2 protein-coding genes are annotated in these 17,152 nt (G+C 61.9%); one reads left to right on the forward strand and one right to left on the reverse strand.

The features are described 5' to 3' along the window. Positions 1 to 87: 87 nt before the first annotated feature. Positions 88 to 15,423, reverse strand: coding sequence for a LapA family giant adhesin (locus ACTJK7_RS07035; protein WP_440819225.1), 15,336 nt, complete (start codon positions 15,421 to 15,423; stop codon positions 88 to 90). 357 nt (positions 15,424 to 15,780) lie between these two features. Here ACTJK7_RS07035 and ACTJK7_RS07040 point away from each other — a divergent pair, with 357 nt between their 5' ends. After that, positions 15,781 to 17,133, forward strand: a complete 1,353-nt coding sequence (locus tag ACTJK7_RS07040) for a TolC family outer membrane protein (RefSeq protein WP_011331849.1) — start codon at positions 15,781 to 15,783, stop codon at positions 17,131 to 17,133. Positions 17,134 to 17,152 lie beyond the last annotated feature (19 nt).

Consider the following 17,152-nt stretch of genomic DNA (forward strand, 5'->3'; position numbering starts at 1 on the left):
GAGTATGCGGTGCGCCGACGCAATCGTCACCGGTTCAAGTACTGCAAACGTGACGACCGCCCCAGTGGGGCGGCCGTTGTTCACGCATCAGCTGTTGTTGTGGTCGACCTTGATGGTCGGATCGCTGCCGGCAATCAGGTTGTGAATGTTGGCCGTGGACCAGTTGTTGCCTTCCAGTTTGATCGTCACGTCCGGTGTGGCGGCTGCGGCATCGCCCGAGTTGAACTTGCCGCCCGAGCTGACTTGCAGCGACGACACGCCGTCGACCGTGGTGATCTTCAGGAAGTTGTCGATGGTGCTGCCGGTCTCGCCCTGCAACAGATCACGCAGGTCGATGCGGTCGCCTTCGCTGGCCTTGAAGTCCTTGATCACGTCGTTGCCGGTGTCGCCCGCCTTCCAGACGAAGGTGTCGGCACCGGAACCACCGATCAGGATGTCGTTGCCCTGACCGCCGATCAGCGTGTCGTTGCCCGTGCCGCCGAGCAGGATGTCATTGCCCTTGCCGCCATCGAGCAGGTCGTTGCCGCCCGAGCCGAACAGGATGTCATTGCCCGCGCCGCCCAGCAGCGTGTCGTTGCCGTCGTGGGCACCGGACACATCGAACGCCTGATAGTGCTCGGTGATGTACTGGTGCACGTTGCTGGTGGTGACTTTGCTGACGTCGACCCCGGTTTCCTTGGCCACGAACGCCTGCATCGCCTGATAACCCTCGCCGGCAATGCCGTTGAAGCTCACCAGGTCGCCGAACAGGATGTCGTTGCCATCGCCACCGCTGACGGTGTCGTTGCCCGGCATCGTCGCTTCGGTGTGGCCGATGATCGAGTTGGCCAGGTCCTTCGGATCGATGTTGGTTTGCGGCGTCTTGTCCGAATCGTACGGTTTCAGGTCGTTGAGGCTGACACCGCTGTTGATGCCGATGGCCTCCACATTCGACAAACCGTTGAGCAAGGCGAAACCGCTGCTGGCGTTATCGGTGGTCGTCGTCGTGGTGCTGCTGCCGTTGCCCGCCAGGCTCGAGAACTCGTAAGTACCGTCACCCTGGGCGTGCAAGGTGCCGAAGTTCTGGTACGACCAGTTGCCGCCGGACTTGGTCCAGACCGTCACGTAGCCCGAGGCACTGATGTCGATCTGGTGCGAGCTGTCCGGGTAGAGGCTGACAGCTTTGCCCAACTGATAGTTGCTGGTGGTGATCAGGCTATCGAGGGTTTTGTTGCCGTAGAGCGTCGGGTTGGTCGACTCGTTGCTCTGGTAGTAGGTCGGCTGGCCGTCGGTGATGAAGTACGTGAGGTTCTTCGCCCCGGTGTTGGCCACGGCCTCGGCACTCTGGAACCAGTTGGCGGTGGTCTTGAACACGTCCTCGTAGTTGGTGCCACCACCGGACGACATCGAGTCCAGCACGGCCTTGAGCAAGGTCAGTGCGTTCGGGTCGTTGAGGTTCACCGATACGGACTTGTTGACCTGGGTGTCGAAGTCCACCAGGAAGATGTTCACCGTCCCCGAGTTGCTGCCGCCCAGGCTCTGCTTGAGGGTGTTGAACACCGACGTCAGCGAGTCCTTGGCGGCGTTGATCGACGAGGCGCTCATGCTGCCCGAGCTGTCGACCATGAACGCGATGTTGTAGTTGGTGCCCGGCACCACGGTCAGGCCGCCGATGTCGGCGACGATGATGTCGTTGCCGTCGGTGCCGGTAACGGTGTCGTCCGCCGAGGTGGCGACCACCGCGTTATACACCGCTGGCACCACGGTGACCGGGATGGTTGCAGTGGTGCTGGCCGAGCCGCCAACCTGTTCGGTTGAGGTCGAGGTCACGGTCAGGTTGAACTGGCCGTTGTAGTAGGTCGGCGGGGTCACGGTCAGGGTGCCGAGGTTCCAGCCGGTGACGTTGGCGTCGCCGCTGGTGGCGGTCACGGTGAAGCTGTGGCCTGCGCCATCGCTGAGCACCGAACCGACCGGTGCGCCGCTGATCTTGATGCTCAGGGTTTCCGAGCCGTCGGTGTCGGTCAGCGCGGTGCTGATCGACGACAGTTTCACCGTGGTGCCTTCGGCGCCGGTGTTGAGCTTGTAGCCGTCGTAATAGCCTTCGCCGTTGCTGCCGTGCAGATCGGAGACCGTCACGCCGGCATTCACCAGATCCTGCACGCCGGTGTAGATCGGCACGCCGGCACTGCTCAGGTCGATCGGCGTGCTGCCGTTGACCGACAGGTTGACGTCGTAGCTGCCCGGGCCGCTCTGGTTGTGGTGGTAGATGTCCAGGGTGTAGTAGCCGCTGGTGGTCGGGGTGAACGAACCGTTGAGGTTGCCACCCGCGCCCCACGTGGTCGAGGCCACGTTCTTGCCGCCGATGGTCACCAGCAGGCTGTCATCACCGGTGCCGCTGAAGGTGTAGGTCTTGCCGGCTTCCAGATAGATCAGGCCCGAGGTTTTCGACGCGGTGCCGGCGGTCACGCTGCCGTCGGACTGCACGTTGTTCACGGTGCCGCTGGTGTTCGGCTTGCCTGCACCATCGATCACGTTTTTCAGGGTGGTCGAGTTGGCGCCGCTGCCATCAGTGCCCAGGCCCGACAGACCGGTCCAGACTTCCTTGATCAGCCCGGTGGACTTCACGCTGTTGTCGGCGACTGACAGGGTCGGTGCATCCGCCACCGGCGTGATGTCGATCTTGATGGTGCCAGTGTTGCCCAGCAACTGGCCGTCGGTTGGCTGGAATTTGATCTGCGCGTAGTCGGCCTGATTGTTACCAACGCCAGTGCCACCGTAACCGTTCACACCCGACTCGTTGGCATCCGGCAGGAAGCGCAGCTTGCCGGCGTCGATATCGGCCTTGCTGAAAGTCTGGTTGTTGGCGACGTCTTTCCAGGTCGAGCCGTCCAGATACTGCAGTTTGCCTTCGCCCGGCAGCTGGGTGATTTTCACGCCCAGGCTGCTGGCCGGGCTGTCGACATCGCTGACGCCGAAGGTCGACCAGCCGAGGATCAGCGGGGTGTCTTCAGTGCCGGTGACGTTGACCGGTGCGGCGACCGGCGCATCGTTGACCGCCACCACGTTGACCGTGGTGGTCGCGGTGTTGGAGTAGTTGCCGCCATCGGTCACGGTCACGGTGATGATCCGTGGCACGGTGCTCGGGTCTTCACTGCTGTTGGTGAAGCTGATGTTCTTGATGGCCTGCATGTAGTCGGCGAGCGTCGCGTTGCCCGACAGGGTCAGGGTGACGGTGCCGTTGGTGCTGTTGGCATTGATGGTGATGCCGTTGACGCTGTTGCCCAGGTTCAGCGCATCGCCGTCCTGACGGTTGGTCAGCACGACGGTGGCGCCGGTCAGCATGGTGCTGTCCGGGTCGGTGATCTTGATGTCGGTGTCGGCAATCGACACGCCCGCGCCCGGGGTGTTCTCGGTGAAGGTCACCTTGTAGTCGGCACCCGTTGCACCGCTGGAGTTGTTGGCGTCGAGGTCGATGACCGGTGGCGCATCGTTGTCGATGATCGAGGTGCTGACGCTGCCATTGGTGCTGCTGACCGCCAGGTTCTCGAAGTTGCCGCCGGTGGCCGAGTCGATCTTGACCACGAAGTTCTCGGTGCCTTCGGTGATCTTGTCATCGATGGTCGCAACGTTGAACTGCGCACTGCTGGCACCCGCCGGGATCTTCACGGTGTACACGCCGGTGAAGTCCGAACCGTCGGCGGCGGTGCCGCTGTAGACGATTTTCAGGGTGACTTCGGTTTGCGCCGGGTTGGTCAGGCTGACGGTGTAGGTTGCGGTCTGACCTTCGGTCACCGAGGTGCTGCCGGTGATGCTGACGGTGGTGGTGTCGACGGTGTCGGTGACGCTGGTCACGGCTGGTGTGTTGCTGGTCACCAGGTTTTCGAAATTGCCGCCCGTGGCATTGGTGATCGTGGCCTGCACGTTGCCGGCGTCTTTGTAGACGTCGTCAGCTGGCGCAGGAACGGTCACGGTGCCGGTGGTTTTGCCGGCTTCGATGGTGATCACGGCGCCGTTCGACAGGGTCACGGTCACTGGCGAGCCAGCGGCGTTGGTCAGGGTTGCGGTGTAAGTGATCGAGCCACCTTCGGCGACCGAGTTGGTGGCGCTCAAGGACAGGTTGGTGGTGTCGATGGTGTCGGTGACGGTGGTGCTGACCGGTGTCTTGTCGGCCACGAGGTTTTCGTAGTTGCCGCCAGAAACGTTGGTGATCGAGTTGGTCAGCGGTGTGTGGCCGGTCAACGCGTCGTTCGGCGCGGTAGTGGTCACGGTGCCGGTGGTTTTGCCGACTTCGATGGTGATCGACTGACCGTTCGACAGAGTCACGGTCACTGGCGAGCCAGTCACCGGCGCACCGACAGTGGCGGTGTAGACAACGTTGCCACCCTCGGCCGCTGTTGCGGTCGCGGTCAGCTTCACGGTGGTGGTGTCGATGGTGTCAGTGACGTTGGTCACGGCCGGTGTGTTGCTGGTCACCAGGTTTTCGAAGTTGCCACCGGTGGCCGACTTGATTGTTGCCTGAACAGTGCCGGCGTCCTTGTAGACGTCGTCGGCTGGCGCAGGAACGGTCACGGTGCCGCTGGTTTTACCGGCGTCGATGGTGATCACGGCGCCGTTCGACAGGGTCACGGTCACTGGCGAGCCAGCGGCGTTGGTCAGGGTCGCGGTGTAGATGATCGAACCGCCCTCGGCCACGGTGCCGGTCGCGCTGAGCGACAGGTTGGTGGTGTCGATGGTGTCGGTGACGGTGGTGCTGACCGGTGTCTTGTCGGCCACGAGGTTTTCGTAGTTGCCGCCAGTAACGCCAGTGATCGCGTTGGTCAGCGGCGCATGGCCGCTGAGCGCATCGTTCGGCGCGGTGGTGGTCACGGTGCCCGTGGTCTTGCCGACTTCGATGGTGATTGACTGACCGTTGGCCAGATTCACGGTTACCGGCGAGCCAGTCACCGGCGCACCCACGGTAGCGGTGTAAGTGACGGTGCCACCCTCGGCCGCTGTTGCGGTTGCGGTCAGCTTCACGGTGGTGGTGTCGATGGTGTCAGTAACGCTGGTCACTGCTGGCGTGGTGCTGGTCACCAGGTTTTCGAAATTGCCGCCCGTGGCGTTGGTGATCGTGGCCTGCACGTTGCCGGCGTCCTTGTAGACGTCGTCGGCTGGAGCAGGAACGGTCACGGTGCCTGTGGTTTTACCGGCCTCGATGGTGATCACGGCGCCGTTCGACAAGGTCACGGTCACTGGCGAGCCAGCGGCATTGGTCAGTGTGGCGGTGTATGTGATCGAGCCACCCTCGGCGACCGAGTTGGTAGCGCTCAGAGACAGGTTGGTGGTGTCGACCGTGTCGGTGACGGTTGTCGAAACCGGGGTTTTATCAGCCACCAGATTTTCGTAGTTACCACCGCTCACGCCGGTGATGGCGTTGGTCAGCGGTGCATGACCGGTCAGCACGTCGTTAGGCGCGGTGGTGGTCACGGTGCCGGTGGTCTTGCCGACTTCGATGGTAATGCTCTGGCCGTTCGACAGGTTCACGGTCACTGGCGAGCCAGTCACAGGAGCGCCCACGGTGGCGGTGTAAGTGACAGTGCCGCCTTCAGCCGCCGACTCGGTGGCGGTGAGTTTCACCGTGGTGGTGTCGATGGTATCGGTGACCTGGGTCACGGCAGGAACAGTGCTCGGGACCAGATTTTCGAAGTTGCCACCGGTGGCATTGGTGATCGTGGCCTGCACGTTGCCGGCGTCCTTGTAGACGTCATCGGCTGGCGCAGGAACGGTCACAGTGCCGGTGGTTTTGCCGGCTTCGATGGTGATCACGGCGCCGTTCGACAAGGTTACGGTCACTGGCGAACCAGCGGCGTTGGTCAGGGTTGCGGTGTAAGTGATCGAGCCACCTTCGGCCACGGTGCCGGTCGCGCTGAGCGACAGGTTGGTGGTGTCGACGGTGTCGGTCACGGTCGTGCTGACCGGCGTCTTGTCGGCCACCAGATTTTCGTAGTTGCCGCCCGTCACGCCTGTGATGGCGTTGGTCAGCGGCGTGTGGCCGTTGAGTGCATCGTTAGGCGCGGTGGTCGTCACGGTGCCGGTGGTTTTACCCACTTCGATGGTAATGCTCTGGCCGTTCGACAGGTTCACGGTCACTGGCGAGCCAGTCACTGGCGCACCTACGGTAGCGGTGTAGGTGACGGTGCCACCCTCGGCCGCTGTTGCGGTCGCGGTCAGCTTCACGGTGGTGGTGTCGATGGTGTCAGTAACGCTGGTCACTGCTGGCGTGGTGCTGGTCACCAAGTTTTCGAAGTTGCCGCCCGTGGCGTTGGTGATCGTGGCTTGCACGTTGCCGGCGTCTTTGTAGACGTCATCAGCGGGGGCTGGAACGGTCACGGTGCCCGTGGTTTTGCCGGCTTCGATGGTGATCACGGCGCCGTTGCTCAAGGTCACGGTTACCGGAGTGCCCGCAGCATTGGTCAGGGTTGCGGTGTAAGTGATCGAACCACCTTCGGCGACCGAGTTGGTAGCGCTCAGGGACAGGTTGGTGGTGTCGACGGTGTCAGTGACGGTGGTCGAGACCGGGGTCTTGTCGGCCACCAGATTTTCGTAGTTGCCGCCCGTCACGTTGGTGATGGCGTTGGTCAGCGGCGTGTGGCCGTTGAGTGCATCGTTAGGCGCCGTGGTCGTCACGGTGCCGGTGGTTTTACCCACTTCGATGGTGATGCTCTGGCCGTTCGACAGGTTCACGGTCACTGGCGAGCCAGTCACAGGAGCGCCCACGGTGGCGGTGTAAGTGACAGTGCCGCCTTCAGCCGCCGACTCGGTGGCGGTGAGTTTCACCGTGGTGGTGTCGATGGTATCGGTGACCTGGGTCACGGCAGGAACAGTGCTCGGGACCAGATTTTCGAAGTTGCCACCGGTGGCATTGGTGATCGTGGCCTGCACGTTGCCGGCGTCCTTGTAGACGTCATCGGCTGGCGCAGGAACGGTCACGGTGCCAGTGGTTTTGCCGGCCTCGATGGTGATCATGGCGCCGTTCGACAGGGTCACGGTCACTGGCGAGCCAGCGGCGTTGGTCAGGGTCGCGGTGTAGATGATCGAACCGCCCTCGGCAACCGAATTGGTGGCGCTGAGGGTCAGGTTGGTGGTGTCGACCGTGTCGGTGACGGTGGTCGAGACCGGCGTTTTGTCAGCCACGAGATTTTCGTAGTTGCCGCCCGTCACGCCAGTGATCGCGTTGGTCAGCGGTGTGTGACCGTTCAACGCATCGTTCGGCGCGGTGGTGGTGACGGTGCCGGTGGTTTTGCCGACCTCGATGGTGATCGACTGACCATTGGCCAGGGTCACGGTCACAGGCGAACCGGTGACAGGTGCGCCAACAGTCGCGGTGTAAGTAACGGTGCCGCCCTCAGCCGCCGACTCGGTCGCAGTCAGTTTGACCGTGGTGGTGTCGATGGTGTCGGTGACCTGGGTCACGGCCGGAACAGTGCTCGGAACAAGGTTCTCGAAGTTGCCACCGGTGGCGGTCGAAATGGTTGCTTCGACTTTGCCGGCGTCTTTGTAGACGTCGTCTTTCGGTGCGTCGACGGTCACGGTGCCGGTGGTTTTGCCGGCTTCGATGGTGATCACGGCGCCGTTGCTCAAGGTCACGGTTACCGGAGTGCCCGCAGCGTTGGTCAGTGTAGCGGTGTAAGTGATCGAACCACCCTCGGCCACCGAATTAGTAGCGCTCAGGGTCAGGTTGGTGGTGTCGACGGTATCCGTGACGGTGGTCGAAACCGGGGTCTTGTCGGCTACAAGGTTTTCGTAGTTGCCGCCAGACACGCCAGTGATCGCGTTGGTCAGCGGCGCATGGCCGTTGAGTGCATCGTTCGGCGCGGTGGTGGTGACAGTGCCAGTGGTTTTGCCCACCTCGATGGTGATCGACTGACCATTGGCCAGGGTTACGGTCACAGGCGAACCGGTCACCGGTGCGCCAACGGTGGCGGTGTAAGTAACGGTGCCACCTTCAGCCGCGGTTTCGGAAGCGGTCAGCTTCACGGTCGTCGTGTCGATGGTGTCGGTGACTTCTGTTACGGCTGGAACGGTGCTCGGAACCAGGTTCTCGAAGTTGCCACCGGTTGCGTCCTTGATGGTGACTTCGACTTTTCCGGCGTCCTTGTAGACGTCATCGGCAGGTGCTGGAACGTTCACCGTGCCGATGGTTTTACCGGCCTCGATGGTGATCACGGCGCCGTTCGACAGGGTCACGGTCAGCGGGGTGCCAGCCGGGTTGGTCAGGGTAGCGGTGTAAACGATCGAGCCGCCTTCGGCCACGCTGTCGGTCGCGGTCAGCGACAGATTGGTGGTGTCGACGGTGTCGGTCACGGTGGTGCTGACCGGCGTCTTGTCGGCCACCAGACTCTCGTAGTTACCGCCGCTCACGCCGGTGATCGCGTTGGTCAGTGGCGCATGACCGTTGAGCGCATCGTTTGGCGCAGTGGTAGTGACGGTGCCAGTGGTTTTGCCGACTTCGATGGTGATCGACTGACCATTGGCCAGAGTCACGGTGACCGGCGAGCCAGTCACCGGAGCACCAACGGTGGCGGTGTAGGTGACGGTACCGCCTTCGGCCGCCGACTCGGTCGCGGTCAGTTTGACCGTAGTGGTGTCGATGGTGTCGGTGACTTCGGTAACCGCTGGAACGGTGCTCGGCACCAGGTTTTCAAAGTTGCCACCGGTAGCGGTCGAAATGGTTGCCTCGACTTTGCCGGCGTCCTTGTAGACGTCGTCCTTCGGCGCGTCGACAGTCACCGTGCCAGTGGTTTTGCCGGCTTCGATAGTGATGACGGCGCCGTTCGACAAGGTCACGGTCACCGGCGTGCCGGCCGGGTTGGTCAGGGTCGCGGTGTAAACGATCGAACCACCCTCGGCTACCGAGCCAGTTGCGCTCAGGGTCAGGTTGGTGGTGTCGACGGTGTCGGTCACGGTGGTGCTGACCGGCGTCTTGTCGGCCACCAGACTCTCGTAGTTACCGCCGCTCACGCCGGAGATCGAGTTGGTCAGTGGCGCATGACCGTTGAGCGCATCGTTTGGCGCAGTGGTAGTGACGGTGCCAGTGGTTTTGCCGACTTCGATGGTGATCGACTGACCATTGGCCAGAGTCACGGTCACAGGCGAACCGGTGACAGGCGCACCGACGGTAGCGGTGTAAGTAACGGTGCCGCCTTCAGCCGCCGACTCAGTCGCGGTGAGTTTCACCGTGGTGGTGTCGATGGTGTCGGTGACGTTGGTCACGGCCGGAACCGTGCTCGGCACCAGGTTCTCGAACCCACCGCCGGTAGCGGTCGAAATGGTCGCCTCGACTTTGCCGGCGTCCTTGTAGACGTCGTCTTTTGGTGCATCGACGGTCACGGTGCCGGAGGTTTTGCCGGCCTCGATGGTGATCACGGCACCGTTCGACAGGGTCACGGTCACCGGCGTACCCGCCGGGTTGGTCAGGGTCGCGGTGTAAGTGATCGAACCACCCTCGGCCACCGAATCGGTGGCCGTCAGGTTCAGGTTGGTCGTGTCGACGGTGTCTGAAACCGAGGTATTTGCCGGTTTGCTGTCGACCGCCAGGTTTTCGTAGTTGCCACCGGTGGCCTTGTCGATGGTCACGCTCAGCGAGCTGCCGCCCGCCAGCGGGCTGTTCGGCGCGACGAAGTTCACGGTGCCGGTGGTCTCGCCGACGGCGATGGTGATGGTCTGGCCGTTGGACAGATTTACGACGAGCGGCGAACCGGTCACTGGCGCCGTCACGGTCGCGGTGTAGACCACGGTTTCGCCTTCGGCGACGTTGGCGGTGGCGGTCAGCGACACGGTGGACGTGTCGATGGTGTCATTGACGGTGGTGACCGCCGGGGTGTTGCTGGTGACCAGGTTTTCGAAGTTGCCACCAGTGGCGGTCGAAATGGTCGTTTCGACTTTACCGGCGTCCTTGTAGACGTCGTCCTTCGGTGCATCGACGGTCACAGTGCCGGAGGTTTTGCCGGCCTCGATGGTGATCACGGCGCCGTTGCTCAACGTTACGGTCACCGGAGTGCCGGCAGCGTTGGTCAGGGTCGCGGTGTAGGTGATCTGGCCACCTTCGTTGACTTCCGGCGTCGCGCTCAGGGTCAGGTTGGTGGTATCGACGGTGTCGGTCACGGTGGTGCTGACCGGGGTCTTGTCGGCCACCAGATTTTCGTAGTTGCCGCCGCTCACGCCGGTGATCGAGTTGATCAGCGGTTCGTGACCGTTGAGTGCGTCGTTCGGTGCGGTAGTGGTAACGGTGCCGGTGGTTTTGCCGACTTCGATGGTGATCGACTGACCGTTGGACAGGGTTACGGTCACAGGCGAGCCAGTCACCGGTGCGCCGACAGTCGCGGTGTAAGTGACGGTACCGCCTTCAGCCGCCGATTCGGTCGCGGTCAGTTTGACCGTAGTGGTGTCGATGGTATCAGTGACTTCGGTAACAGCTGGAACAGTGCTTGGCACCAGGTTTTCGAAGTTGCCACCGGACGCATCCTTGATCGTGACTTCAACCTTGCCGGCGTCCTTGTAAACGTCATCGGCCGGGGCTGGAACGCTCACGGTGCCGGTGGTCTTACCGGCTTCGATGGTGATTACGGCACCGTTCGACAGGGTCACGGTGACCGGCGTGCCGGCCGGGTTGGTCAGGGTCGCGGTGTAAACAATCGAACCACCCTCGGCCACGGTACCGGTCGCAGTCAACGACAGGTTGGTGGTGTCGAAGGTGTCGGTGACCGAAGTCGAAACCGGGGTCTTGTCGGCGACCAGATTCTCGTAGTTGCCACCGGTCACGCCCGTGATCGAGTTGGTCAGTGGTTCATGACCGTTCAACGCATCGTTCGGCGCGGTGGTGGTCACGGTGCCGGTGGTCTTACCGACTTCGATGGTGATCGACTGACCGTTGGCCAGGGTTACGGTGACTGGCGATCCGGTTACCGGAGCGCCCACAGTCGCGGTGTAGGTCACGGTGCCGCCTTCAGCCGCCGACTCGGTCGCGGTCAGTTTGACCGTGGTGGTATCGATGGTGTCGGTCACTTCGGTGACAGCCGGAACGGTGCTTGGCACCAGGTTCTCGAAGTTGCCGCCGGTTGCATCCTTGATGGTCACTTCGACTTTGCCGGCGTCTTTATAGACGTCATCGGCCGGGGCTGGAACGCTCACGGTGCCGGTGGTCTTACCGGCTTCGATGGTGATTACGGCACCGTTCGACAGGGTCACGGTGACCGGAGTGCCGGCCGGGTTGGTCAGGGTCGCGGTGTAAACAATCGAACCACCCTCGGCCACCGAGCCAGTGGCGCTCAGGGTCAGGTTGGTGGTGTCGACGGTGTCAGTCACGGTGGTGCTGACCGGGGTTTTGTCGGCCACCAGATTTTCGTAGTTGCCGCCGCTCACGCCGGTGATCGAGTTGATCAGCGGTTCGTGACCGTTGAGTGCGTCGTTCGGCGCGGTGGTGGTCACGGTGCCGGTGGTCTTGCCGACTTCGATGGTGATCGACTGACCGTTGGACAGGGTTACGGTCACAGGCGATCCGGTTACCGGAGCGCCAACAGTGGCGGTGTAAGTGACGGTGCCACCTTCAGCAGCGGTTTCGGTCGCTGTCAGCTTGACCGTGGTGGTATCGATGGTGTCGGTGACTTCGGTGACGGCCGGAACGGTGCTTGGCACCAGGTTCTCGAAGTTGCCACCGGTTGCATCCTTGATTGTGACTTCGACTTTGCCGGCGTCCTTGTAAACGTCATCGGCAGGTGCTGGAACGGTCACGGTGCCGATGGTTTTGCCGGCTTCGATGGTGATGACGGCACCGTTCGACAGGGTCACGGTGACCGGCGTACCAGCCGGGTTGGTCAGGGTCGCGGTGTAAACAATTGAACCACCTTCGGCGACGGTGCCAGTGGCGCTCAGGGTCAGGTTGGTGGTGTCGGCAACGTCGGTAACCGTGGTCGAAACCGGAGTCTTGTCGGCTACCAGATTTTCGTAATTACCGCCGGAAACGCCGGTGATTGCGTTGGTCAGTGGTGCATTGCCGGTCAACGCATCGTTAGGCGCAGTGGTGGTCACGGTACCGGTGGTCTTGCCCACTTCGATGGTGATCGACTGACCGTTGGCCAGGGTTACGGTCACAGGCGATCCAGTCACTGGCGCGCCAACAGTCGCGGTGTAAGTGACAGTGCCGCCTTCGGCCACCGAGGTGTCAGCCGTCAGTCTGACGGTCGAGGTGTCGATGGTATCGGTGACTTCCGTCACGGCAGGGACAGTGCTTGGAACAAGGTTCTCGAAGTTGCCACCGGACGTATCCTTGATGGTCACTTCGACCTTGCCGGCGTCTTTATAAACGTCATCGGCTGGCGCCGGAACGGTCACGGTGCCGGTAGTTTTGCCCGCTTCGATGGTGATGACGGAGCCGTTGCTCAAGGTTACGGTCACCGGGGTGCCGGCAGGATTGGTCAGGGTTGCGGTATAAACAATCGAACCGCCTTCGGCCACTGAGCCAGTCGCGGTCAACGACAGGTTGGTGGTGTCGACGGTGTCGGTGACTTCAGTCACCGCCGGAACGGTGCTTGGAACGAGATTTTCGAAGTTGCCGCCGGACGCATCCTTGATGGTCACTTCGACTTTGCCGGCATCTTTGTAAACGTCATCGGCAGGTGCTGGAACGGTCACGGTGCCAGTGGTTTTACCCGCTTCAATCGTGATGACGGAGCCGTTGCTCAACGTCACGCTCACCGGCGTACCCGCAGGATTGCTCAGCGTCGCGGTGTAAATGATCGAACCACCCTCCGCCACGGAGCCGGTAGCGCTCAGGGTCAAGTTGGTGGTGTCGACGGTATCGGTAACGGTGGTGGAAACCGGGGTTTGGTCGGCCACGAGGTTTTCGTAGTTGCCGCCGGTAACACCCGTGATCGAGTTGGTCAGCGGCGCCTGCCCGTTCAGCACATCGTTTGGTGCAGTCGTGGTCACGGTGCCGGTGGTTTTGCCGATTTCGATGGTGATCGATTGACCGTTGGCCAAAGTGACAGTCACTGGCGAGCCTGTGACCGGTGCACCAACCGTGGCGGTATAGGTCACGGTGCCGCCTTCGGCGACCGAAGTATCAGCCGTCAGTTTGACGGTCGACGTGTCGATGGTGTCGGTCACTTCGGTGACGGCCGGAACGGTGCTCGGCACCAGGTTCTCGAAGTTGCCGCCGGTGGCGTCCTTGATGGTCACTTCGACTTTGCCGGCGTCCTTATAGACGTCATCGGCTGGCGCCGGAACGGTCACGGTGCCGGTAGTTTTGCCCGCTTCGATGGTGATGACGGAGCCGTTGCTCAACGTCACGGTCACCGGGGTGCCGGCAGGATTGGTCAGGGTCGCGGTGTAAACAATCGAACCACCCTCGGCGACGGTGCCAGTGGCGCTCAGGGTCAGGTTGGTGGTGTCGGCAACGTCGGTAACCGTGGTCGAAACCGGAGTCTTGTCGGCCACCAGATTTTCGTAATTACCGCCGGAAACGCCGGTGATTGCGTTGGTCAGTGGTGCGTTGCCAGCCAATGCGTCGTTCGGCGCGGTGGTGGTCACGGTGCCGGTGGTTTTACCCACTTCGATGGTGATGGTCTGACCGTTGGCCAAAGTGACAGTCACCGGTGAACCGGTGACTGGTGCGCCAACCGTAGCGGTATAAGTAACGGTGCCGCCTTCTGCAACCGAAGTATCAGCCGTCAGTTTGACCGTCGACGTGTCGATGGTGTCAGTCACTTCGGTGACAGCGGGAACAGTGCTTGGCACCAGGTTCTCGAAGTTGCCGCCGGTGGCGTCCTTGATGGTGACTTCGATTTTGCCGGCGTCTTTGTAGACGTCATCGGCTGGCGCCGGAACGGTCACGGTGCCGGTAGTTTTGCCCGCTTCGATGGTGATGACGGAGCCGTTGCTCAACGTCACGGTCACCGGGGTGCCGGCCGGGTTGGTCAGGGTCGCGGTATAAACAATCGAACCGCCTTCGGCCACGGAACCGGTGGCGCTCAGCGACAGGTTGGTGGTGTCGATGGAGTCGGTAACGGTAGTGGTCGCTGGCGTCGTGTTCGGCACCAGGTTCTCGAAATTGCCGCCGGTAGCACCGGTAATCGTGGTGCTGACGGTGCCGCCGTTGTTGTAGACGTCATTCGGCGCGGTCGGCACGTTGACGCTGCCGGTGGTCTGGCCGGCGCCGATGGTGATGGTCGAGCCGTTCGACAGGGTGACGGTCACCGGCGTTTGCGCCGGGTTGGTCAGAGTCGCGGTGTAGGTGATCTGGCCACCTTCGACCACGGTGCCGGTGGCGGTCAGGGTCAGATTGGTGGTGTCGACCGAATCGACAATGTTGGTGACGGCCGGCGTCGGGTTCGGCACCAGGTTTTCGAAGTTGCCGCCCGTGGCACCCGTGATGGTGGTGGTGACGGTGCTGCCACTGTTATAGACGTCATTCGGCGCGGTCGGCACGTTGACGGTGCCGGTGGTCTGGCCGGCGCCGATGGTGATGGTCGAGCCGTTGGACAGGGTGACGGTCACCGGCGTCTGCGCCGGGTTGGTCAGCGTGGCGGTGTAGGTGATCTGGCCACCTTCGGTCACGCTTGGGCCGGCCGTCAGGGTGACGGTGGTGGTGTCGATGGTGTCGGTGACCTGAGTCGTGGCCGGGGTGGTTGGCGGGGTCACGGTGATGCCGTTGCCGCCGGTGGTGCCGGTGACGGTCACGTCGATCTGGGTCGGGTCGTTATAAACAGTGTCGTTCGGCGCCAGGGGCACGTTGACGGTGCCGGTGGTGGAACCGGCCGGAATCACGATCACCGCGCCGTTGGACAGGGTGATGGTCAGGTCGGTCAGCGGCGCCTGGGTCAGGGTCGCGGTGTACACCAGCACGCCGCCGGCTTCGGTGATGCTCGGCGTGGCGCTGAGACTCAGGGTCGATTCGCGCAGGGCGTTGGTGGTGGTGTCGGTGGTCTGGCCGCCGGTGATGTTCTGCGCAGCCTGGCCGGCAGCGTTGATGCCTGCGGTCGGGAAACCAATGGTCGGGTCGACGCGGCCAGCGGTCGCATCGAGCATCACGAAGCTGTGGCCGCCACCGGCGGCACCGCCAGTCCCCGCAGCGGTCGGGCCGGCTGCGGTGGATTCAAGGGCGGTGGTCGGGTCGACACCGGCGGCGATGGCTTGTTGCAGCTCTTCTACCGACGGCGCGGCTTGCGCGGTGGCTTCGGCCAGATCAGTGCTGGAGTCCGGAGTATCGGCGCTCCATTGAGTATCACGGCCCAGATCAATCGTGCGGCCATCGGCCAGTTCCAGGGACACGGCGCCGGAAACGCCGGTGTCGACCTGATCGCCGGCAAACAGCCGGTCGCCTTCAACGAGTACGCGACGGACGCCCTCTGGGGACACCACGAAAACCTGACCGACAATGCTTTTGACGATGGCAACAACACTGCTCATTGAAGACTCTCCGGGTGTCACGTTCAGTTGACTTCCATAGACCTGATGGCTGTCTGCGCCGATTCAGTCTGGACGTACTTTAAAAAAGGTGGAACAAAGTTGACGCTGCAATTCGTCAATATTTTGGCTAGATTCTTTCGCGATTAACTTTATGCCAAACTATTGACCTTCTGGGTGCCATCCTAAACAATCGTCCCGGTAATGTCACATTGATATTTATGCGGCGACCTGCCCTTCAGCGTGTGATCCAGTTCCGGTTTTAAACTTTCCGACATACGGTCATTCCGGTTGCCATCTTCCGACGCAGCTCAATATTTTGCTGTGATTCAAGACAAGAAGTTCTGGGAAATCTTTACCATGCGTTCGCACTTGTTCAAGGCTTTACCCTTCGCTCTCGCCGCGTCTTTCGTACAAGCACAATCCTTACCAGAAGCCATGCAGCAGGCGCTGGATGTCCATCCGGAAATCCAGGCAGGGGTCAACAGTCGGCTGGCCGCGGATTATCAATTAAAGGCTGCAAAAGGTGGATACCTGCCCAAGGTCGATCTGCTGGGCGGTTATGGCCGTGAAGGCACCGACAGCGTCACCACCCGTGCCAATGGTGGCGGCAATCACTGGGAAACCCTGAACCGCAGTGAGTCAAGTTTACGTCTGTCGCAAATGGTTTTTGACGGTTTTGCGACGTCCAGCGAAGTGGGGCGTCAACAAGCCACCGTCAACTCCCGCGCGTATTCCCTGCTCGGCACTTCCGAACGCACCGCGCTGACCGTGGCCCAGGTTTACCTGGATGTACTGACCCGTCGCGAGTTCGTGCGTCTGGCCGAAGAAAATCTCAAGAGCCACCAGCGCATCTACGACCAGATCCAGTTGCGCACCCAACGCGGCGTCGGCAGCGGTGCCGACCTTGACCAGGCCGAAGCGCGGATGGCCCAGGCCCGCAACAACCTGATCACCGAGCAGACCAACCTCGCCGACTCGGAAACCAACTTCCTCAGCGCCGTCGGCCAGATGCCCGATCAACTGGAGCGTCCGGCGCCGTTCATGGCGATGATGCCGGCCAACCTGAATGAAGCGCGCCAGCAAATGCTGGAAAACAGCCCGATCCTGCGCTCGGCCGAGTCCGATATCGCTGCGGCCGAGAAGCAATACGAGACTGCCAAGTCGACCTTCTACCCGCGCTTCGACGCCGAGCTGGGCCGCACTGCCGACAACGACCTCGATGGCCAGAACGGTCACAACAACGAATGGCAGGCCATGCTGCGCATGCGCTTCAACCTGTATTCGGGCGGCAGCAACAAGGCAGATCTGGAATCCAAGTCGTACCTGTCGAACCAGGCGCTGGACATCCGCAACAACGCCTTGCGCCAATTGAATGAAGAACTGGGCCTGGCCTGGAACGCCCTGAACAATGCCAACGCCCAGGTGCCGATCGCTCAGCAGTACGTTGATCACAGCACCTCGGTGCGCACCGCTTACCAGCGTCAGTTCAGCCTCGGTGAACGGACCCTGCTGGATTTGCTCGACAGCGAAAACGAGTTGTTCACCGCTTCACGGCGTCTGGCTGAAATCAAAAACATTCAGTTATTTACTCAGTACCGAATCAAGGCGACCATGGGCGAATTGCTCAAGAGCCAGGGAGTGGTCGCACCCTTGGCATCCGTTGTGCAGAACGACGTGAAGCCCAAGGTCCAGCTGCCTGGGATGAATTGAGTTGTCCCTTTTCAACTGC

It is taken from the genome of Pseudomonas sp. 22085, from assembly GCF_052045815.1.
GTDB classification, from domain to species: Bacteria; Pseudomonadota; Gammaproteobacteria; order Pseudomonadales; family Pseudomonadaceae; genus Aquipseudomonas; species Aquipseudomonas glycinae.